The organism is Litoribacillus peritrichatus (assembly GCF_039537985.1).
GTDB lineage: Bacteria > Pseudomonadota > Gammaproteobacteria > Pseudomonadales > Litoribrevibacteraceae > Litoribacillus > Litoribacillus peritrichatus.
This window is the reverse complement of the sequence record NZ_BAABBN010000004.1, coordinates 642,502-662,800: the sequence shown is the minus strand read 5'-3', so window position 1 is coordinate 662,800 and position 20,299 is coordinate 642,502. Positions and strand designations below refer to the sequence as shown.

The window sequence follows — 20,299 nt, the reverse complement described above, 5'->3', positions numbered from 1 at the left end:
TCTGCTGATGTTTCTCTGTTTTCAACGTGTCTTATTCCTTCAAACCTTTTTGACTTTCGGCGTTCGAAAGATCCGGCACACTGATGAAAGCAACACTGAACGTTTCTGTGCATCCGTATCGCTTTGAACACACTATGGATAAAAACGAAAAGAAAAATCATGACTTCGATCAATAACCGAATAGCCGAGTAAAAGAATCAACTACTTTTTGATCTGCCTCAATGATCAAACCATTAGCTGAGTTTAAGGACTGGTTTTATGTAAAACTTGGAGCATCGGCCTTAATGCCATTTGTGCTTTTAATGCCTGAAATTATGAAGACGTATTCAAATTTCGATGAAATAAATTTTTGATTAAATATCGTTCTTTTTATGGAACGGCATTTAAAACTGACTAAATAAAGAGTGGGTTTAGTATGACCAAACGATTTAATGCTCTCATCTTCGCTGCCGCCATCGGCCTGATTATTGTAGCCATTGGTCTTGGGTTTTTAATTGGCTTAAATAACCCCATTCCCTGGATATTAATCATTGCCTTAATATTGATTCCTGTTGCCTATAAGAAGTTCAATGCAAACTCCGAAATCGTTTGGAAAGACGAATACAGTGTAGGAATTGAAGTGTTAGATAATGATCACAAAAAGCTAATCTACTTATTAAATCAGTTTCAAACCGCTTACGATTACTACACAGACGCCGAGTTTGAACGCCAAGCATTGGAAGAGTTGGTTGCTTATACCCGTTTTCATTTTGAGCGCGAAGAAGGCTTTATGAAACAATCCGGTTATCCGGATTTTGAAAACCACAAAAAACAGCATGAATCCATGATTCTTCAGGTAGAGAGCTTTGTAGAAAAATACAAACGCGAGGGCCATGAGTCACTCAATGAAGTCAGCCAATTCTTAACCAACTGGCTACTGAACCACATCAACGGTACAGACAAACTGTACAGCAAGCACTTGATTGAAAAAGGAATTCAATAACGTTCAAAGCCAGATACAGATAAAGCCATGCATAGAACATCTCACTCAATGAAGTACCCATTGGGTGAGATCATTCAGTTTTCTTTCACATATTTTATCGCCGCACGGCAATTCCATAGAGCATCTTTATCGGCCAACTGCATCTCGTAACCGACCATAGAGCCAGCGCCTTCTTCCAGCAGTTTTTCTAACCTTAATTCTTCATTTTCCAGTACAGCCACAACGTCTAATTTAGAAGTACTCTCTAGAACAACCGTGATTGCATTCAACGTTCGCTGTAAGGTGTTAGCTTCCGAAGAGTCAAATGGGTTTGAGCACGTTTTAATGCAATCCAGAATAGTACGTTCAGGGGATGTTTTTATATTCATAGTTTACACATTTGTAATAAATTCGTTCCATTACATGGCACTTTTATCTAAAAGTTAATCCCGTTTTAATAATAACTTCATTTAAGCTGCCAAATAGACCATTAATATCAAAACTGATCAAATAATGCACTGTAATTGATCCCATCCCGTTGTCATATTACGCAATACTACGAAATACACTCGTTTCTTTTTAATCGTTACCTTGTCCGTGGCTAATCAATCAACGAAATAAGGAACGTTCACCATGAGTATCAATCGATTTTTTGTTGTTGGCGATAAATTTCAAAACTTTTCTCAAATAAATAATGTCATTACTGCCTCTGAACTCGAGAGTATGCTAGATGATCAGGCTGTTGAAAATAACTTCCGCTTTTATCTTGGCCAGGGGCTTTCTGAGGAAACAACTCGAAACTTGCTTCACAAAGCAGAACAGCAAGCCAAACAGTTTTTGTTCGAGTTCAACCCATTAATCAAATCAGGTCGTGAGTTATCTCATAAGCATCAAGAGCGCAACTCAATGCTGGGCTTCCCCAAAAAACTGTCAGAATCTCTCTTCGAAGTAGACATGTTACTGGATGAAAATTGTGACGAAATGGGCGATCACGTTACGGGTTATCACGTACAGGGCATGGTGCTTACGGAAGCGGCAAGACAAACCTTCCTGGCCGTAACTGAGGAGTATTTCCTGGGCGACATGAAAGGCTCAAGCTACTTTGTAATCAATAACCTGGATACCGAGTATCACCGCTTTTTATTCCCCTTGCCTGCCACCATTCTTTATCAGGTTAAAGATAGTAAAGAGAAAAAAGGCGGTTCTCTTTATTTTGATATTGAAATGTCAGTCATTCAAAACGGCGAACTGTGCGCCACAGTCAGGACCAAATTTACCACTTACGACAATAAATTCCTTCAGAAAAAAGAAGCGGATCTGGCAAGTGCGGCAGTAACAGAAGGACTAAAAAGGATGGAAGACAATGAAGTGGCTGCATAATCAACCGAATCATCCGGCGTATGCCTTTTTCGATGTCGATAATACATTGATTACGATTAAAAGCATGTTTTCATTTCTTGAATATCTCTGGTCAGAAGATCCGGAGTTATTTCAGAAATCGGAAGAATACCGATCTGAACTGAATCGAATGATAGAAACAAAACAACCCAGAGAAAACATTAACGAGTTCTATTATTCGATATTTCAAGGCATTTCGGTTAATCGTATCAATGAATTAAGTCATCAATGGTATTTAAAAGCCCGGAAGACACCCAACTTCTTTATTGAGCCTGTGGTAGATATTTTAAATCGGCATAAAGATGCAGGGCATGGCGTAATTTTGGTGTCAGGCTCCGCCTTACCATTATTACTCCCTCTTGCAAAGGAATTGAATGTCGACGGCGTTATTTCCGCACCTTTGGAAAAAATCGAAGGTCATTACACTGGCCGATTAGTGTCAGAGCCTTCCATTGGTCAAGGAAAAGCAAAGTACATCAAACGTTTACTCTCTGACCTTCAACAAGACCCATCGCTTTGTTATGCGTATGGCGATGATGTTTCAGACATACCGATGTTAAAAACGGTGGGTCAAGCAGCCATGATTAACCCGACAAAAGAATCGACAGAAATTTGTGATGTCTTTGGCTGGAATTTAATTCAAGCGGCATAGAACGCTTCAAGGTGGGGCATTTCCCCACCTGAATTTTTAACCATTACAACATATTACGAAATACAACGTAATGTCTTTGTAAAGCGCTTGTCATTAACCTGCTAAAAAATGAACGAAATTTAAAAACTACAAAATTAATTATAACTAAAACGATTTGAGAATCTTTTTTATTAGCATAGATGAAGGAATAGCCATGCTTAAAACCATGAAAAAAAATAGTTTTGTTTGCGGATTGGTCTTATTAACTGCATTTAATGCAAACAGCAGTTTCGCAAATGAAGGCAATGTTGACGACTACGTTTTTACCATCCCGGACACTGAACTGGACAGCGTACTTTCCAATTACATCAGTGAACTTGGGTTAACACCTCTGGAAGCCCCCGATCAAAACGAAATGAACCCTGCGTTATTTGAGCTTGGTGACATGCTCTTTAACGATGTGCAATTGTCTGGTAACGAAAATATCGCCTGCGCCACCTGTCATTTACCTGACCGCTTTACCATTGATCAACTGTCTTTGCCTATTGGCGAAGGGGGCTCCGGGTTAGGGGTTGAAAGAACACTGGATGAAGGCCATTTTATTGCTCGTAATTCACCGGCCTTGTTCAACGTATCCAACCCACTTTACGACAAATTATTTACTGACGGAGCAGTCCGTCGCAGTGATGACGGCAGCGAGATTATCACCCCTTCCAAATTTTTGAATAAAAGAAAATCCGGCGCAGCCAAAAAAATCGTAGAGGCTTTGGATGATAACCTGGTGGCCTATCAAGCGTTGTTTCCCATGCTGGATCGTCATGAAATGCGGGGCCAACAAGGCGAAAACAAGCTCGCCAACTTAAAAGATAAAAAGCACAAGCGCATATGGAAGCTTATTGCCAAACGCATCTCGAACAACGCGGATTATTGGCAGCCAATTCAGGATGCTTACCCAGGGCTTGAGCTGAAGAAATTCAATATTGGCCACGTTGGCCGGGCTATTGCCGAATACCAGACATACAAATTTGCAGCTACAAACACCCGCTATGATCAATACCTGAAAGGCGATCTTAACTCACTTTCAAACAACGAAAAGCGCGGCATGATTGTCTTTTCAGACGTAACACGCGCGAATTGCGTGTCTTGTCACGGCGGAGCCCTTCTTTCTGATGTGGAATTCCATAACATTCTGACCCCACAAATCGGTCCGGGTAAAGATGAAAACAAGGACGACCGGGGCTTAGGTTATCTCGAAGAAAACCGCGATTACCGATTCAAAACACCAATGCTGCGCAACATCGCTTTGACCGCACCTTACATGCATGACGGCGCATTTCAAACACTGGACGATGTACTGGAGCACTATCGTGCCCCAAGAGAAAGCCTCTATAACTACGCTGATAATTACTTCGGTCTGACTCAACAGTTTGATGATCTATTCATTGAAACCGAGCACAACGATGCCCGTTTCGCCAGTGTCTCTGAAATGATCTTTCACAAAGGTGGCCTTGGTGGAGATAACTCAGGCCCTGGCATCAAGATGACCGATGCCGAAAAAGAAGTATTGCTGGAGTTCATGCTGACATCTCTGACCAATCAGCTTTAAGTTTTAATTTATAAACAAATAGCACACTAAGTGAACCCGCTTCAACAGAAGCGGACATTAACCCCACGCCATGAAAAAACATGTTGCAAGGAAATACTATGAGTAGTCAAAGATTGTTTATTCGTAACTGCGAGCACTTCGTTTCACCTTCTTGTCATTCCGTTCAACAGGAAGCGGATAAGGGCGTATATGAAGCACAAGAATGGGACAACACCCAGTACAAAAGTGTGTCCCTGTTACGAGAAGAAGACTCTTTGTCATTAATCCAGCGCATCATTGACCAATTAACTTTGTCCAGTGGCGTGGATCTCAGTGCACTGTCGATGATCACCTTCTCCTCGATACACAGAGCAGGCTACGGCGCCTTTTGGCAACCGGCTTCTTACATTCAGGAGAAGACCAACGCCACCAAGGCGCTGACTTGCGGTATTCAGCAAGGCTGTAACTCTCAACTGATCGCCTTGGAATTAATCATCAGCTACTTAAAAACAAACCCGGATGCAGACTCTGCCCTGACCATGTCCGTGGATTCTTTTGAGGGAAGTGCATTTAATCGCTGGAGTGCTGACTACGGGATTTTATATGGCGATGGGGGCGCAGGCGCCATCGTTTCCAAGGACAGTGGTGACTATGAAATTCTGAGCCTGGTCACTGAATGCCACGGCGAATTAAACGGTCTGCATCGTCTTCCGGAACACTATAACGATGCGTCGGAAGACAGCACGATTCCTTACAACATTAAAGTCACGAAGAAAAACTATTTAAATCAGTTTGGTATTGAACAACTGTCCAATACCTCATTGTCCGCTGTAAAGCAGGTGACTCAACAATGTCTGGAACAACATCAGCTCACTATGAAAGATGTATCCAAAGTCATTCTGCCCAATCTTGGTCAAAAAATACTGGAAAACAACTACCTTCCGGCACTGGATGTTCCTCTGTCCAAAACACTTTGGTCGTTGGGTTCAACCATAGGTCACGTAGGGTCTGCCGATGCCTTCATCTCCCTCTCTCATTTGCATAAAACCAATGCATTGAGTTCAGGCGAGAAAGTGCTGGTTATCAGTGCCGGAAGCGGTTTTACCTGGAGCGCGTTACTGCTGGAAGTGTGCTAACGAGCTTCTTACCTTAATCAATTTAACTATTTAAATTCATTTAACCGAGGAGAACTTAACTAACGGAGAGACTAAAACAAACGCTGCACCAGTCCAATGAAAAAATTGATCGTGAAATAACAAATACAACCTACTTTCTTTTATGGATAAAACTATGAAGCATTTTTTAATTTCTGCACTTATCGCTGCAACCAGTTTTTCAATTTTCTCCAGCACGGCTCAGGCTGGAGGAAAACTAACCAATCAAAACTTGCCGAATGATGTGGCAAGTGTTGGGGTAGAAGTTTATAAGCGTCACGATAAACTGTCGCTCGTCACCAACACCGAAGGCTACACCCTTTACACATTTGCCGATGATGAAGGGACAGGTCGTTCAACCTGTTATGACGTATGTAATACTTTCTGGCCTCCACTCGAAGCCGGTGAATTTGAAGAGCTGCCTGCGCCTTTTGGTATCCACGTGCGTGACGATGGCGTAAGACAAGTGACATACGATAACTGGCCACTTTACACGTTCATTCACGACCTGGAGCCAGGCGACTTTAACGGTCACTTGTTTGAAGGGGGTGGTTTAGGCATGTGGTTCATCATCCGCGATAAAAATGCATTACACGATGGCCTGACCAAGCTACGTAAAATCAACAAAAAAACGAAGTATCTTGTTCTTCACCAAAGACCGCTTTACGTGAATCCAGCCATCAGCAGTTGTGAAGGCCCTTGTTTAGACACCTGGACGCCGGCTGTTGTTGACCTGACAGAAGCCTCTGAACCATTTGGCTTGGTCGCTGTACCTTTTCAGGAGAAATTACAGCTGACTTACAAAGGAGAGCCTTTGTATCTGTTTAACTTCGACCACTACGTTAACGTAACCGTAGGAAGAAACTTCAACAGAGAATGGGACATCATTAAGAACCCTAAGAAGTAATTCCGGATAACGCCGTTTCATGCCCAAATACACCATAGGTGCTTGGGCATGAAAACGCGTTTATTAAAACTTATTAAGAAGCCACAGCCGTATTTTGGCAAAAATTTACACCTTCAAACTTTATACGGTTGTCTTCGACTAACTGAGCCAGAAAATCAACCACAACGGACACCCGCGCCGAGGATCTCACATCCCGGTTTACTGCCAACCAAATATCCTGAGCAGTCAGCTCGCCCTCGTAAGGAATGTACGCCAGATCTGCGTCTGCATCGCCCATAAAACAAGGCAAAAGAGCGATACCCACCCCGGCTTTAGCTGCACAAAAATTAGAATACAGACTGCTGCAATGAATAGGTACAGATGCGGGTTTTATCTCATGATGCAGCCATTTGGGAACCGGCAAATCCCCCAAACTTTCAGTCCAAAAGATGAATGGGTATCGACCTGCATTTTCTTGATTTAACGGCCCATCTTCTAACCACGTCAGTTTTTTACTGCGATAAAATGCCCATTGCTGCGTACCCAGTTTACGAACCAAAACATTACCATGTTCAGGTCGGGTAAGACGCAATGCAACATCCGCTTCGCGTTTTGCCATGTTAATGGAAGGAATACTGGTTACTAAATCCAATGTTATGGACGGATACTGCCGATAAAAATCTGGCAGTGCCGGAATGATAAAGTTTGTTGCTATATTTTCTGCTGTGGCTACTCGAACGACGCCCGATGTATTTTTGTGTTGACCTATGGCTAAGGACTCAAAACCTAAAATAGCGTCTTCCGCTTCTTCTGCCTTCTTATACAAAGACTCCCCATGCTCTGTCAGCGTATATCCGGTCGGATGCCTGATAAACAAAGGCACACCAATGGTGTCTTCCAGCTGGTTTAAATTGCGACTTACCGTGGAAATACTGACTCCCATCTCACGAGTCGCGGCTGTTAACCCTCCTCGTCTTGCTACTGCCAAAAAATAGCGTATTGCGTCCCACTCCATGGTATTCCCCTTATTTCATAACCATTAAGCCCTTCAAATTCCCGATGTACCGCATTCAATTTTGCCCACGTTGAATCAGGGTTTCGTCAAATTGTAAAAACCGTTTTCCGAAAGTGTCTATTCCTCCTGCAGGGTTAGTACATTTATCCTTATACAAAACACACTAAAGGACTATAAGTAATGGAATCCAACAATAACTCTGTACTCAATACTCTACTTACTTCTGGGTTTCTGCCAGGTTTCATAAGTACGCTGACATTTCATCAAATCGCACTCACTGTGTTTTGGAGTTTAGGATTAGTTGGCTTCGCACCCTACTCGCTGGATGCCACGCAACCCTTTGGTATCCCTGCGGTACTTTCACTTGCCTTTTGGGGGGGGATCTGGGGCATTTTTTATAGACTTGCAGCCAACCAGTTTCCTTCCATCAAAGCCTATTGGCTAATATTAATGGCTACTTTATTACCTACCATTGCATTTATAGCCGTGGTTGCACCTATTAAAGGCATTCCTTTTTCAATATTTACGGTTCAGTTAATTACTGTCGCTGTTTGTATTAATTTAGCCTGGGCACTTGGAACCGCTTTTCTTTCTCAGCGCTTAACTAAAAGCAATCCAGTGAAGTTTGCGCATTCATAAACTCAATGACTTATTGATACAACAATCAGTACTAGAGTATTAAATTTATTAACCCCAAAAAAATATGGCAAGATCAAGGAGATCAGTATGTTCAATAATGGGTATTACATCACAGCCGAATTACGTGTTAAAGACAATAATCGGCTTGAAGAGGCTAAAACGGAATTAAATAAATTATGCAAGGCCTCAGTGACTGAGCCAGGCTGTACTATTTTCCAGGCACACCAAGACAGTGAAAAAGAATCCACATTTTTGCTTTGGGAACGCTTCGAAAATGAGCAGGCGTTTAAAGATCATTTTGAACAACAGCACACCAAACAGTTTGTCGCAAAGGAGTTGACAGAAATCATTAAGTTCAACCAAAGCGATGTTATTTAATGATTGAAGTCTGAATTCAAGGGCAGTGCTTGTTGCTGCCTTTAACTCCAAATATTCAAAGCTTGATACTCTATCTAACGACGTATCCTGGTCTCAGATCATACTAACTATAAAGCAGATCGATATACGGACAATGCTCAAAGGGACTAAAAAATGGCTACTATCAATTGGAACAAACCTATCTTCCCGGATAGCTTCAAAGGATTTGTTGACTCTACTTTCACGGAACAAAACACACCGGACACAGAGCAAAAAGACCTTTACTCTCGACTGCAGGCGCACCTTTTGTATTCGAAGCAGATCGACTTTGATGGTGTCATTATCAATGAGCAATTGAGCCAACATATTGATCAGTCGACGTCTGAGAATAATAAACTTTACCTTACCCTGGATTTAGACAACGTCAATCAGTTAGATCAATTAATGGATTTAAACCTCAAGGGAGTAAATATAAATTTCGACATCAGTAAAGACATAAACCACATCAGCCTGGTTAAAATAAAAAAGCTGATCACTGAAATAAAAGAATACCAGCTAAACTTCCGAATCATTTTAACCAATTTCTATACAACGCCTGTGACTATGCTAGCGGATATAATCCAGTTTTTTATATCTCACAATGCCAGTAGAATCTCAATATACGATAAAAAAGATCTTCTGAACGAAATAGGCATTAAGAACTTATTTAAAGTCATCTACAAAGAAATAAACTACAACGCAAACACACACACCAAGTTTGAATTCGCCTGTGCTTCCTACATCGACCAGGCATTGTCAAAAAGCATTGCGGCAATCGACGCCGGTGTTTCCTATATACACACGACCATCGGTCTTGAGCCTTCATCCAAAAGCAGTCCGTCGTTATTCTCATTGCTTAACCATTACAGTGACTACCAAGCGCCTTTAAACGTTCAGTATACGAAACAAAAGTTGCAATTTATTAATTCAGAAATACATCCCATTACCTCACACACCACTTTGGATTCTTCCGTACCTGTTGCGGCACCCAATGTCTCGACCTTCAATCCAGCTAAAGCAACGGTTTCAAATGTAAAGCCTGACATAAAAGCCGAACAAAAAATGCCTGACCGTGCGGAAGATCTTTCTAAAATGGAAATGATTTTTACCGTCAGTGCCGACAGCTGGCACGTCTGCCTGACAATCAAGTACAACAACCGCTGTTTCGACTTGGGTGAACGTGTTCACCACTACGTGTTATTACTTATGGCACAAGAGTATACGAGCCAATACGACCACCTTGTACAACGAAACATGGAAATCGATCCAATTAACCTGGGTTGGGCAGAGAGGGAAACGCTCAGGGACATGATCGGCGATAACGAAACTCAGTTTAATGTCAAAATCTGTCGGGCAAAAAAACAAATTTGCGACGTTCTTGGTTTGGATGACATGCCCAATTACTCTCCTGTATCCACGCGCAAAGGCAGCATTCGTTTGGACTGTGGCAACGTGACCATCATCCGAGGCTCTAAAATAGAGTCGAGAGTTCATCAGTGGCATCAGGTACGGGATGCCAAAAGCAAAGCCGAAAAAAACGTAAAGCCCATAGCAAGCCTGCCATTTAACTCCGGCCTGCAAAACGCAAACAAGCAATTAGGCTCTTCAAATACGTTCGTGAACACGGAACGGAACAAAATAGCACTTTAGTGTCTCGGCAAACCGGGTTGGCTTGCAGTACCAACCCTCAAAGTCAGACTCTATTGCTACCCCAGCTTGGCACCGTTTTCAACGCTCCCGTCTGGCACCGCCAGTACCACAGAACCATCTTCTCGGTATAAACCAGTGACCAAACATTCGAGCTCATTGGTCCTATTTGTTTCGGAGGGAAGTTCACAACAGCAAGTACTTGCTTACCTTCCAGATCCTCTTTGGTGTACAGATCCGTATTCTGAGCACTTGATTTTCGAATGCCAATCTCATCGCCAAAATCCACTTTAAGTTTAAACGCCGGATTTCGCGCTTCAGGAAAGTCCACAGCTTCAATAATCGTACCTACGCGTAACTCAACTTGCTGAAAGGATGGTTTTATTGATTGAAAAGACGGGATAACCAATTTAAGTAAATTGGCCACCCTCTGTGTCAGCATAGTTATCCGTTGTTACACCCTAAATATCTAGCAACTCTCTGGCTTGCGACCTATAAGATCAGGAGAGGCCGGAGCAGTTGCAACCCAATGAGTGGACTTACGCATGCGTTCAAAATATGCGTTTAAATGCGGAAAAGGAGACCAATCGAAAGGCACCATTTCTTTGAAGAACTCGACATGAATCATTGAGTAGTCGGCGATGGTTATTTCATTCCCCACTAAGTAATCACGTCCTTCCATATATTGATTCAGAATGGAGGCAAATCGGTTGAGGTTATCCTTAGCCCAGGCTATAACGGCTTCGTTGCCTTCCTGACCCATAAAATTGGGTTTCGCAACGGATTCGAAGGCCAAGGTACCAAAGGCTTGATTAAAGTGCGCCAACTCCCACAACTGCCAACGAACAACATCTGCCCGACGAGTTAAATCTTCAGGAAACAAAGCATCATCTTCTGACTTATCAGCCAGGTACTGCATAATTGCGTTTGATTCCCATAGTTTCAGATTACCATCCACCAATGTAGGCACCATCCCATTTGGATTCAGCGCGGTATAAGCCGGTTGCTTGTGATCCCCTTCAAACAGATCAAGATATTCAATGTCCACCTCAATTCCGAGATGTTTAACGACCGCTAATACTTTTCTTGAATTAGGTGAACCTGCTATGACGTACAACTTCATCTTTCTTTTCCTTCTGAAAGTGGCTTCATTAATTTACTTGCTTTTTGCAAGTTAAATTAACAATAGTTATTTCACTTTCTTTTTACAAGTTAATTTATTAAAAGGTGTTTTCAATCTTTTGAAAGTGGTTTTTAACTGGGTTACTATCCGCCCATGGTAGATAAAACTTCAAAAACTTGGTCAGGTTGCCCCGTCCGCTTTGGCATGAGCCAATTCGGGGATAAATGGAGCTTTCTGATTATTCGGGATCTAATGTTTAAAGGTCGTCAGTATTACCATGAGTTCATGGACGCAGGTGAAGGCATATCCACAAACATTTTGGCCAATCGTCTTGCGGATCTGGAAAGCAACGGGATCCTCAACAAATCGAAAGACCCAAATAAAGGATCTAGGTTCATCTATACGCTCACGCAGAAAGGTATCGAACTTATGCCTATGATGCTGGCAATGATGGACTGGGCGGAAAAATACGATGCTAAAACCGAAGTTCCAAGGGACTTCATTGAAAAGCTAAGAAACACGCCAGAAGAACTGCAGCAAGAAATTCTTGAGCACATTCCTACACCTAAATAAACCCTTGGCATTTGATCATTTCAGACAAATCCTTATAGCCGACCTTCTTTGCAACCCGCGTCACAGGGATATCGAATAAGTAAGCAACGCTCGGGCCTTTTCCATTCGGAGTTCCAATAAATATTGCCAGATGGTTTTCCCGACTTGTTGTTTAAACAAAGCATTATATTGACTAACGCTTAGACACGCTTTCAGCCAATGCAGATAAATTCAAATAATAATGAAATCGAGTTCAGTTCCACAGATATTCCCGCTATATTTCCAACTTAACCAACTGAATTGAAACAGATGGAGCAAACAAGTGAGCAACATCATCTACATCGCGACCAGCCTGGACGGCTACATTACCGACAAAAATGGCAGTCTGGACTGGTTGTTTGCAACCCCAAACCCCGACAATGACGACTTCGGTTTTAATGATTTCATGAACCGCATTGACGCTTTGGTTATGGGTAAAAATACCTTTGAAACCGTCTGCGCTATGGATTGTGAATGGCCCTATAGCAAACCGGTATTTGTGCTCAGTAATTCTCTGGACGAAATTCCTGAAGAATACAAAGATAAGGCGCAATTAATGGGTTACTCACCCCTGAAAGGAGCCATGTCTCATGTGGTTTCAGGGCTGAACAAACATGGTTTTGAGAATCTATACATTGATGGCGGATTAACCATTCAAGGCTTTTTGAAAGAAGACTTAATTGATGAAATGATTTTGACTCGTGTGCCTGTGATTTTAGGGGGCGGGACACCGTTATTTAGTAAGTTAAATGAAGCTCAAGCGTTTGAGCACTTAGAAACAAAAGTGTTGTTGAATGCATTGGTTAAGAGTCGGTATGTGCGAAAGCGTTAAGTATATTAACTGTATTAGTATTAACGCTTTCGTAGCGCAGAATTTCTCACCTCGTCAAATTCACATACAACTTAGGTAATTCTCTCGGCAGCTGAGCCGGGTCTTTAATCACCACAAAGCCATTTTTACCAAATAAATGGGGTAAATACTCATCGGCTTCGTCGTCAATGGTCACGCAGAACGGTTGCAGTCCGGCTTGCTTGGCTTCAATGATGGCCATCCGGGTATCTTCCACCCCGTAACGGCCTTCGTATAAATCCAAATCATTGGGTTTGCCGTCCGTGACGATCAACAGTACCCGTTGATGGCTTTTCTCATTGGCCAGGATTTTGGTCGATTGTCTGATCGCAGTGCCCATTCGAGTGTAATAGCCCGGCTTTAAGTGTTGAATCCGTCCTCGTACCTGATCGTGATAACGCTCATTAAAATTCTTAATCAGGTTAAATCGTACGTGATCTCGTTTCCGCGAAGAAAAGCCATACACAGAGAATCGATCGCCCGTTGCGGCCAAGGCTTCGCATAACAACTGCAAGCTGTCCTGAATAACATCAATAACCCGTTGATCGTTGTTAATCCAGGTATCGGTCGATAGCGATAAATCTGCCAAAATCAGACAGGATAAGTCACGTACCTGATTGTTAAAGGTGCGGTAAAAACCCTGTTCACCATTAGATACGCCCGCTTTTTGGTCTGCAACGTGATGCATCCAGTTATCCAGATCCAGCTCATCGCCGTCTTGCTGACGGTTAAGCCATTGACGGACGGGCTTTAAACCGGAAAACTGTCTGCGAAGTTTTGCTGCATCAGCGCGCAGATGTTCTGGTAATTGGCCAGTAATAGAATCATCTGGCTCACCCAACATGGTTTGCAGACAACAATGATCCTGTTGATAGCTTTGCGTTCGGTAATCCCATTCAGGCAATAAAATACCATCGCCTAAACGTAAATCATCGTGCTCGGTAGACGGTAGGTCCAAATCAAATTTAATGCTTGAAGAAGCCGCTTTGCGATCTCGGGAGACGGAAATCACATCCAGATCTTCTGCCACGCTGGCGGCATCTTCTTCGTCGGTATCATCCCCTGCTCTGTCAACCGGGACAAACTCACTGAAACTAAACAGATTTTCAAGCCGAAACACCATCACACCCGTGTTTTTGTCGTAAGAATCGACACGTTCGCCCTTCTTACGCTTACCCTGTTTCTTTTTGCCACTGGATACAGAACCCTCATCGCTGTCTTCTGCAGGAGAGTTCATGCTTCCTGAACAAGCACTCATGTTTGCCGGATACATCCACAAGTACACCGGTGGCGGGGCATACTCCGCAGCAGGTAAATCATCAATACTGCCCGGATCACGTAACGCTTGCTGAATGGCTAATTCCTGCGTTGCTGCCGCTGCATCCAGATCCTCAATGGCAGGCCTTAATGGTATAAAAGCCTCGACTAATGCCTGATACACAGCTCGCATGCCAGGGTATTTATTTAAAACCTCCAAGGTCAGCGTTTGATTATCAATAAACCAGTTCCGGAATACATGAGATTGCTGAGCAGCCAAGGCAGACAGCCAAAGGTACAGTTTCTGATTCAAATCTTCCGTTGGAAAAATCGCCAAATGTTCCGGCAAGCGCAGTGTTTCCTGATCCCGCCAGGTGAGTTCTACCTGCTGATGCGTACCAGCCAGTTTTTGCAAAAGCGAACGTCGCATGTAGTAATCCCGAGGGGTTGCCGCTTCAATTCGCAAGCCTGAATCCCCGCCTAGCGCACGAAACATCACCCCGAGTTGGTAGCCACAATCTTTCAGGTGAACAGCAGCTTTGGAGAAGTCTGTAGAGGCCTTTCCGGTAATGTATTGATGCCATTTAAAACCAACGTACTCTTCCACAGACAATTCCTCCGGAATGCAAACGACTTGATTCTGAACTACGGCTTTTTGGATTGCGCAGTTGAATCTTTATTGGATTCATTCTGCCCTTTTTCAGTCGGCAGAGTTTTGATTGGTATCAAGGAGCTGTGTCTTGTTTTCTCTCCGGCATTCCAACCCAATAAAGCGCCGTCCGGGTTTTCTTTCTGAACTTCCTGACAAGCACTGATGCATTGAGCACATTGAGTACATGTAAATTTTGCACGTTTGAAGCTTCGAACCGGCAAACGCATTGGGCATGCCGTTTCACAATCTTTATCACAGCTTTGACATAACTTGGCGCGATCACGGTCAAACTCCACCAGCATGGATTTGCTGTTCATCATCCAAAACAAACTCTGCCAAACACCCAAGGCACAACCGTACTTACAAAACAGATGACGAGCCAACACAAAATCAATGGTAAACACCGTCGTCGCAGCCACTAAGAATATGGTTGGGTTCCGAGTTAATTCCCCCGTAAATAAGTCGGTATATAAGGGAATTGGTGGTAATAAATAAGAGAGCAAGCCCAGTGCCCATAAAAAGGCGATCACGACGGAAACACCGACAATCAGCATCCAATCCAGCCAGGAGGATGGCTGCTCGGTTTTGTTAGGCTCCCAAATGGTTACCCGTCCGGTACGCTTTAGCATCAAGCCATTTACCAGTTCCACCACAGAAAAATGCGGACACAACCAACCGCAATAAATGCGCCCCCACTTCCAGAAAATAAACAGCCCGGTCGCCACAATCACGATGATCGGAATGATAAAACGCGTCAGTATTCGCAACCCGGTATCGATGGCATCACTGCTCTTCAACCATTCGGCCGTAATTTCAAACGACAACACCTGACCAAAGAAAATGAAATTGGTGGTCGTCAGGTCAAAGCGAAAAATATTTAAGACAGGCGCCAACAAAAACAGCGCAAAAAAAGATGTTCTAACTACGAGTCTGTATCTTTGGAGTCGATTGGACATGTTTGCCCCCTCCGTTATTTTAATAATCATTCAGGAACAGCACTCAATGTTCCTTTTTTCTTAACCAGCCAATCACTTGAGATAATCAGCCATTCAGAAACAATCCGGCCAGTAGAAGCAAATAAGCCAGAGTAGATAGCATGATTTGCAACCTGACTCTGGCTTAGCGTTTCAATGAACGAGCTTCACAATAAATTCAGTTCTATGCGTTACTCGTTCATTTACTCCGTTTACTCATATTGATGTGTTACTGATTTTCAATGGCTTCCATTGCTGGGTCATCCCCGCCGATGAAGAAGCTCCAAAGGTAAATAACCAAGCCCACCATGAAGATCACACCAGAGCCCAAACGCAACCAGTAGAACAGTGCTAACTTGTCTTGTGTTGCCATGAAGTTCAAGGCTTCACCAGACTCTGGCAGACGCTGAATCCAAACTTGTAGGATACCCGCACCAGTTAGGAACAATGTGATGAAGACCATAGAGATAGTCATCAACCAGAAGCTCCACATCTCAGCCACTTGCGCTTTATTACTGTTACCGTTAGGACGACCACGAAGCGCTGGCATTGCATAAGAGATCAACGTAATCACGATCATTACATATGCGCCATAGAAAGCCATGTGTCCGTGTGCTGCTGTAATTTGAGAACCGTGCGTGTAGTAGTTCACTGGAGCCAATGTGTGTAGGAAGCCCCATACACCTGCACCAAGGAACGCCATCACTGCACAACCCAGAGCCCAAAGTGTTGCTGCACGGTTTGGATGCTCACGACGACGGCGGTTAACCATGTTGAAAGCAAACAATGTCATCATGAAGAATGGAATTGGCTCTAGAGCAGAGAACACAGAACCTAACCATAACCAGTACTCAGGTGGACCAATCCAGAAGAAGTGGTGACCCGTACCTAAGATACCTGTGATAAGCGCCATAGCGATGATCACATACAACCACTTTTCAATCACTTCACGGTCTACACCAGTCACTTTAATCAGTACGAACGCCAGGATAGATGCCATGATCAATTCCCAAACACCTTCTACCCATAGGTGAACCACATACCACCAGAAGAACTTATCCAGCGCTAAGTTTTCAGGGTTATAGAAAGAGAACAAGAACATCAATGCCAAACCGATCAGACCGGTAATCAACACCAGGTTAATTACAGTTTTACGGCCTTTCAGGATCGTCATACCAATGTTGAACAAGAAGCCCAGTGCAACTACCACCACACCGACTTTGGTTAATGTTGGCATTTCCAGGAACTCTCGTCCCATAGTTGGTAGGAAGTCATTGCCAGTGATTTCAGCCAAAGTGGCATAAGGCACCAACAGATAACCCAGTACTGTCAGCGTACCAGCCGCTGCAAATACCCAGAACAAAATTAACGCTAATTTAGGGCTGTGTAATTCTGTTTCCGCTTCTTCAGGAATCAGGTAATACGCTGCACCCATAAAGCCGAACAACAGCCAGACAATGAGTAAGTTGGTATGAACCATACGTGCTACGTTGAATGGAATTTCCGGGAAAAGGAAATCGCCGATCACGTATTGGGTTCCTAAAATCAAACCGAAGAGTATCTGGCCTGCAAAAAGAATCAGGGCGAAGATAAAGTACGGCTTAGCGACAGCTTGAGATTCATATTTCATAGTGCGCTCCTTATCCTTCAATATTTGGTGGCCAGTCATTTGTATTTATCTTGGCTGCGTATTCCAGGAAGTCAGCCAAGGCTTCCAGATCCTCATCGTTCAAATTGAACTGAGGCATGGCACGTCGGCCTTCAATACCCAACGGTTGAGCATTCATCCATGACTTGAAGAAAACCTTAAAGCTTTCTTCACCACCACGGCGATAAAACACGTTACCAAGCTCCGGCGCAAAATACGCACCTTCACCCATAAGGGAATGACAGCCTACACAGTTGTTGTCTTCCCACAGTTTTTTACCGTGAGCGACCGACTCCGTTAGGTTTTCTCGATTATCCCGTTCTGGCAATTGCCGCACGGTATCCAACGTTAGGCCAATGAATATGAGAATGAAGAATAAACTTCCCCCCATATACATGTTTCTAGCCATGCTTTTAGTAAAGCGTTCAGCCATGGCATTTCTCCTCGACTATTAAAGTTGTTGTACAGGCACAAGATACGCTGACCACTATTTTTGTTACTGACTCAGATCAATAAACCCGAGTAATACAGTCGGATATTTAAAATCGTGATAGGAGGTTGGTTTTAAAGGAGTTTTTTAAGAATGCGAATTGTATAGAAAACAATCAGAACGGGAACAAATACAAGAAATGAAGACAAGAAAAGACTCAATCAATAAACAGACTACAGTGTTTTGAAACCAAGGAGTTGTGTTAGATCAAAAAACGAATCATCCCCTTAAGAAACTCTGACGAAATGACACTCACAATTCCTGGTAAACGCGAAAACACGGAAATAAGCGACTAAACAAAGTAGACCGTCGTCCATGCGCGCACCAAAGATGTAGGTATCACCCATGAAAGACGAACATACACTCTTAGAAGACTTTAGGCTGGTCTTCATTCATCAGAGTGTTATCGATGGACTAAAACAACATAGTCAAGACGTTTGGGTGAGAGGAATCTAAACAAAAAAGATTCTTTACTTAATAGGTCTCAGAACAAGCAAGCTCTGAGAACTATCATTCTCAACCAATCAATGTTTAGAATTTATTTTTGAGATTCACCAAGGCCACGACTGCCCGTTCTGCTAGGTCTTTTCTTAACGCAGTTATGATTTCAGATTCTTCCGAAAGACTCGAATCTCGACTGTGGTATTGCAAATCAAATGTGCAAGCCCCTTCTTGTTCTTCAGAGAATCTCATAGTCATTTGAGGCAAGATACCTTCTAAATCGCCTTGAGTGAGGAAGAGACGCGGAGCTTCACTCTGGACAACATCTATAGAAAGTTCATGCTCTCCGCCAGGTAACTGCAAGGTTTCAAGGTAAGTTTTCCCAACCGTTGCATGAGGTAAGTTATTACCTGATCTTATAGCCATTACTCCAGGAAACCACTCCCCATAATTCTCCATATTAGTGACATAGTCGAATACAACGGCGACAGGTGCAAAAATCGTAGTACTTACTTTTGCCAGTTCAATCATTTTTGATCCCTAATTAGTGTGTTGAAACAGAACAAAGATGACTATATGGGCAAGATTAATTAAGATAAATTGAACTATTTAAATCCATAGATTAACTAAAGAGAAACCAAAACAAACTTAGAGTTATCATGTCAAAGCTGGATCAATATCAAACATTTATCGCCGTCGTTGAACAAGGAAGCATCACCAAAGCAGCCGCGTTACTGAACCTATCAGTGCCTGCGCTCAGCAAGCAACTTGTTCAGCTGGAAGAAAGTTTGCAGGTCCAACTCTTCCACCGATCTCATAAACGATTAGACATTACAGAATCCGGCAAGCAGTTTTACCCCAAGTGCAAAGAGATTCTTTCATCCATAGATCATGCAGAAGAAGCATTACTTTCTGAGCAAGAAAGTATAAGCGGCACGATTGCCATCACCCTTTCCAAAGCCTTATGCCGCTCAAAGATCATTGATATTTTATCCAGCTTTACCAGTAAGCATCCCCGCATCAAATTTGATATTCAATTCAGCGATGAGCTGGAAGACCTATACGATAAAGACATCGACTTTGCTTTCCGCCTCGGCCGACTCAACGACAGCAGTACCATGGTGGCTATGCCGTTGATCGAGACTCAACTCGTTGCCTGTGCAACACCAGCCTACATTGAACGTGTCGGTATGCCAGAAAGCTTTGTTTCTCTTGGCAACGCAAAGTTTATTCTTATGTCGTCATTAAATCCGGCGGGTGAACTGAAAGCATTCTTAAACAAAGAGAAGTTCGACTTTGACCAATCCGTATCTCACACAACAAACGATGTCGAAGGTGTCTATCAGCTAATTAACGGGAATCTTGGGATCGGTATGCTACTGGATATTTCTATACAAAAAGAGCTGAATGAAGGACGATTTGTCTCTGTGTTATCTGAGCGTAACCTTCCCAGAAAACGCCTCTACCTTCTTTCAAAGAAAACGCAGTGGCAGACCAAGAAGCTGAAAGCGTTTAAAGAATATATCAATCTGATGTTGTCGGAACCGTAGATTTGAACGACATGAGATAGACCTAAGCCTGGAGCTTGATGCCTCTCAATGGACAATACGCCAACCACCTCCGCCTTGAATAGACAGTAAGTTGTCCGCCTGTTTCGCTTTGGAACAGCCCCTCGTCCGAGTGACTTATAACTGGACGCATGAAGTAACGCGAGCCCGACTCTTGAAGCGCCGGATGCGAGGGTAACCGATTGATTTCTAGGGTGTCACCTCAATGCAGTTTTGAGGAAAGTCACAAACTGGGGGAACCCTCAGTAGAGCCTCAATAGATGTTTGTGATGGTTCGGCACCCCGACAGTTCTTACGAACTGACAACAAGAATGAAAGAATCGGCAGCTGTGCCAATAAGAGAGCAGGATCAGATTTTTGAGAATCGAGCTCTGACCTTGGAGGGGCCTTCAG

At 43.2% G+C, this 20,299-nt stretch carries 21 protein-coding genes; 12 read left to right on the top strand and 9 right to left on the bottom strand.

The window, feature by feature from the left end:
• Positions 1-415: 415 nt before the first annotated feature.
• Positions 416-982: a bacteriohemerythrin gene (locus tag ABD744_RS04205; protein WP_344795766.1), complete on the top strand. Its 567-nt coding sequence runs from the start codon at positions 416-418 to the stop codon at positions 980-982.
• Between the two features lie 74 nt (positions 983-1,056).
• Here the strand turns inward: ABD744_RS04205 and ABD744_RS04200 are convergent, their stop codons facing one another.
• Positions 1,057-1,350 (bottom strand): hypothetical protein, encoded by a 294-nt coding sequence (locus ABD744_RS04200; protein WP_344795764.1) that lies wholly within the window; start codon positions 1,348-1,350, stop codon positions 1,057-1,059.
• 244 nt (positions 1,351-1,594) lie between these two features.
• On the opposite strand from ABD744_RS04200, the gene ABD744_RS04195 reads away from it, so the two are divergent.
• The 5 genes from ABD744_RS04195 (at position 1,595) to ABD744_RS04175 (ending at position 6,636) form a co-directional block, all read left to right on the top strand.
• A complete protein-coding gene (locus ABD744_RS04195) occupies positions 1,595-2,341 on the top strand; it encodes an AfsA-related hotdog domain-containing protein (protein WP_344795762.1) in 747 nt (248 codons plus the stop codon).
• Complete coding sequence (locus ABD744_RS04190) at positions 2,325-3,011, top strand: HAD family hydrolase (RefSeq protein ID WP_344795760.1); 687 nt, start codon at positions 2,325-2,327, stop codon at positions 3,009-3,011. The genes ABD744_RS04195 and ABD744_RS04190 overlap by 17 nt, the downstream gene beginning before the upstream one ends.
• A 193-nt stretch (positions 3,012-3,204) precedes the next feature.
• The gene (locus tag ABD744_RS04185) at positions 3,205-4,596 is read left to right on the top strand and encodes a cytochrome-c peroxidase (protein WP_344795758.1); all 1,392 of its coding nucleotides are present in this window, start codon (positions 3,205-3,207) and stop codon (positions 4,594-4,596) included.
• A gap of 98 nt (positions 4,597-4,694) precedes the next feature.
• The gene (locus tag ABD744_RS04180; RefSeq protein ID WP_344795756.1) at positions 4,695-5,711 is read left to right on the top strand and encodes a 3-oxoacyl-[acyl-carrier-protein] synthase III C-terminal domain-containing protein; all 1,017 of its coding nucleotides are present in this window, start codon (positions 4,695-4,697) and stop codon (positions 5,709-5,711) included.
• Positions 5,712-5,865: 154 nt separating this feature from the next.
• Complete coding sequence (locus ABD744_RS04175; protein WP_344795754.1) at positions 5,866-6,636, top strand: COG4315 family predicted lipoprotein; 771 nt, start codon at positions 5,866-5,868, stop codon at positions 6,634-6,636.
• 73 nt (positions 6,637-6,709) lie between these two features.
• Here ABD744_RS04175 and ABD744_RS04170 read toward each other — a convergent pair whose 3' ends face one another.
• Positions 6,710-7,630, bottom strand: a complete 921-nt coding sequence (locus ABD744_RS04170; protein WP_344795752.1) for a LysR family transcriptional regulator — start codon at positions 7,628-7,630, stop codon at positions 6,710-6,712.
• A gap of 180 nt (positions 7,631-7,810) precedes the next feature.
• On the opposite strand from ABD744_RS04170, the gene ABD744_RS04165 reads away from it, so the two are divergent.
• From ABD744_RS04165 to ABD744_RS04155, 3 genes are all read left to right on the top strand, one after another.
• Positions 7,811-8,269: a hypothetical protein gene (locus tag ABD744_RS04165; RefSeq protein ID WP_344795750.1), complete on the top strand. Its 459-nt coding sequence runs from the start codon at positions 7,811-7,813 to the stop codon at positions 8,267-8,269.
• An 87-nt stretch (positions 8,270-8,356) separates the two neighbouring features.
• A complete protein-coding gene (locus ABD744_RS04160) occupies positions 8,357-8,647 on the top strand; it encodes a putative quinol monooxygenase (protein WP_344795748.1) in 291 nt (96 codons plus the stop codon).
• 153 nt (positions 8,648-8,800) lie between these two features.
• Positions 8,801-10,315, top strand: a complete 1,515-nt coding sequence (locus ABD744_RS04155) for a hypothetical protein (RefSeq protein WP_344795745.1) — start codon at positions 8,801-8,803, stop codon at positions 10,313-10,315.
• A 43-nt stretch (positions 10,316-10,358) separates the two neighbouring features.
• On the opposite strand, the gene ABD744_RS04150 is transcribed toward ABD744_RS04155, so the two are convergent.
• Together ABD744_RS04150 and ABD744_RS04145 are read right to left on the bottom strand one after the other, a co-directional pair.
• Positions 10,359-10,754 (bottom strand): tRNA-binding protein, encoded by a 396-nt coding sequence (locus ABD744_RS04150; RefSeq protein ID WP_344795743.1) that lies wholly within the window; start codon positions 10,752-10,754, stop codon positions 10,359-10,361.
• Positions 10,755-10,781: 27 nt separating this feature from the next.
• The gene (locus ABD744_RS04145; RefSeq protein ID WP_344795741.1) at positions 10,782-11,435 is read right to left on the bottom strand and encodes a glutathione S-transferase family protein; all 654 of its coding nucleotides are present in this window, start codon (positions 11,433-11,435) and stop codon (positions 10,782-10,784) included.
• A 153-nt stretch (positions 11,436-11,588) separates the two neighbouring features.
• On the opposite strand from ABD744_RS04145, the gene ABD744_RS04140 reads away from it, so the two are divergent.
• Together ABD744_RS04140 and ABD744_RS04135 are read left to right on the top strand one after the other, a co-directional pair.
• Entirely contained in the window at positions 11,589-12,008 is a 420-nt protein-coding gene (locus ABD744_RS04140) for a winged helix-turn-helix transcriptional regulator (RefSeq protein WP_344795739.1), read from the top strand.
• A gap of 301 nt (positions 12,009-12,309) precedes the next feature.
• Complete coding sequence (locus ABD744_RS04135) at positions 12,310-12,858, top strand: dihydrofolate reductase family protein (protein ID WP_344795737.1); 549 nt, start codon at positions 12,310-12,312, stop codon at positions 12,856-12,858.
• Between the two features lie 46 nt (positions 12,859-12,904).
• Here ABD744_RS04135 and ABD744_RS04130 read toward each other — a convergent pair whose 3' ends face one another.
• The 5 genes from ABD744_RS04130 to ABD744_RS04110 form a co-directional block, all read right to left on the bottom strand.
• Complete coding sequence (locus ABD744_RS04130; protein WP_344795735.1) at positions 12,905-14,740, bottom strand: nitric oxide reductase activation protein NorD; 1,836 nt, start codon at positions 14,738-14,740, stop codon at positions 12,905-12,907.
• Between the two features lie 38 nt (positions 14,741-14,778).
• Positions 14,779-15,741 (bottom strand): 4Fe-4S binding protein, encoded by a 963-nt coding sequence (locus ABD744_RS04125; protein ID WP_344795733.1) that lies wholly within the window; start codon positions 15,739-15,741, stop codon positions 14,779-14,781.
• Between the two features lie 247 nt (positions 15,742-15,988).
• Complete coding sequence (locus ABD744_RS04120; protein WP_344795731.1) at positions 15,989-17,389, bottom strand: cbb3-type cytochrome c oxidase subunit I; 1,401 nt, start codon at positions 17,387-17,389, stop codon at positions 15,989-15,991.
• Between the two features lie 10 nt (positions 17,390-17,399).
• On the bottom strand, positions 17,400-17,840 hold the full coding sequence (locus ABD744_RS04115) for a c-type cytochrome (protein WP_344795729.1): 441 nt from the start codon (positions 17,838-17,840) through the stop codon (positions 17,400-17,402).
• 588 nt (positions 17,841-18,428) lie between these two features.
• Positions 18,429-18,869 carry an SRPBCC family protein gene (locus ABD744_RS04110; protein WP_344795727.1) on the bottom strand — a complete coding sequence of 147 codons (441 nt, stop codon included), beginning with the start codon at positions 18,867-18,869 and terminating at the stop codon, positions 18,429-18,431.
• Between the two features lie 128 nt (positions 18,870-18,997).
• Here ABD744_RS04110 and ABD744_RS04105 point away from each other — a divergent pair, with 128 nt between their 5' ends.
• Positions 18,998-19,888 (top strand): LysR family transcriptional regulator, encoded by an 891-nt coding sequence (locus tag ABD744_RS04105; protein WP_344795725.1) that lies wholly within the window; start codon positions 18,998-19,000, stop codon positions 19,886-19,888.
• Positions 19,889-20,299 lie beyond the last annotated feature (411 nt).

Excerpts from the sequence above, each read along its gene's own strand:
- ABD744_RS04205 (WP_344795766.1), top strand. The coding sequence starts at position 416 with ATGACCAAACGATTTAATGCTCTCATCTTCGCTGCCGCCATCGGCCTG.
- ABD744_RS04200 (WP_344795764.1), bottom strand. The coding sequence starts at position 1,350 with ATGAATATAAAAACATCCCCTGAACGTACTATTCTGGATTGCATTAAA.
- ABD744_RS04195 (WP_344795762.1), top strand. The coding sequence starts at position 1,595 with ATGAGTATCAATCGATTTTTTGTTGTTGGCGATAAATTTCAAAACTTT.
- ABD744_RS04190 (WP_344795760.1), top strand. The coding sequence starts at position 2,325 with ATGAAGTGGCTGCATAATCAACCGAATCATCCGGCGTATGCCTTTTTC.
- ABD744_RS04185 (WP_344795758.1), top strand. The coding sequence starts at position 3,205 with ATGCTTAAAACCATGAAAAAAAATAGTTTTGTTTGCGGATTGGTCTTA.
- ABD744_RS04180 (WP_344795756.1), top strand. The coding sequence starts at position 4,695 with ATGAGTAGTCAAAGATTGTTTATTCGTAACTGCGAGCACTTCGTTTCA.
- ABD744_RS04175 (WP_344795754.1), top strand. The coding sequence starts at position 5,866 with ATGAAGCATTTTTTAATTTCTGCACTTATCGCTGCAACCAGTTTTTCA.
- ABD744_RS04170 (WP_344795752.1), bottom strand. The coding sequence starts at position 7,630 with ATGGAGTGGGACGCAATACGCTATTTTTTGGCAGTAGCAAGACGAGGA.
- ABD744_RS04165 (WP_344795750.1), top strand. The coding sequence starts at position 7,811 with ATGGAATCCAACAATAACTCTGTACTCAATACTCTACTTACTTCTGGG.
- ABD744_RS04160 (WP_344795748.1), top strand. The coding sequence starts at position 8,357 with ATGTTCAATAATGGGTATTACATCACAGCCGAATTACGTGTTAAAGAC.
- ABD744_RS04155 (WP_344795745.1), top strand. The coding sequence starts at position 8,801 with ATGGCTACTATCAATTGGAACAAACCTATCTTCCCGGATAGCTTCAAA.
- ABD744_RS04150 (WP_344795743.1), bottom strand. The coding sequence starts at position 10,754 with ATGCTGACACAGAGGGTGGCCAATTTACTTAAATTGGTTATCCCGTCT.
- ABD744_RS04145 (WP_344795741.1), bottom strand. The coding sequence starts at position 11,435 with ATGAAGTTGTACGTCATAGCAGGTTCACCTAATTCAAGAAAAGTATTA.
- ABD744_RS04140 (WP_344795739.1), top strand. The coding sequence starts at position 11,589 with ATGGTAGATAAAACTTCAAAAACTTGGTCAGGTTGCCCCGTCCGCTTT.
- ABD744_RS04125 (WP_344795733.1), bottom strand. The coding sequence starts at position 15,741 with ATGTCCAATCGACTCCAAAGATACAGACTCGTAGTTAGAACATCTTTT.
- ABD744_RS04120 (WP_344795731.1), bottom strand. The coding sequence starts at position 17,389 with ATGAAATATGAATCTCAAGCTGTCGCTAAGCCGTACTTTATCTTCGCC.
- ABD744_RS04115 (WP_344795729.1), bottom strand. The coding sequence starts at position 17,840 with ATGGCTGAACGCTTTACTAAAAGCATGGCTAGAAACATGTATATGGGG.
- ABD744_RS04110 (WP_344795727.1), bottom strand. The coding sequence starts at position 18,869 with ATGATTGAACTGGCAAAAGTAAGTACTACGATTTTTGCACCTGTCGCC.
- ABD744_RS04105 (WP_344795725.1), top strand. The coding sequence starts at position 18,998 with ATGTCAAAGCTGGATCAATATCAAACATTTATCGCCGTCGTTGAACAA.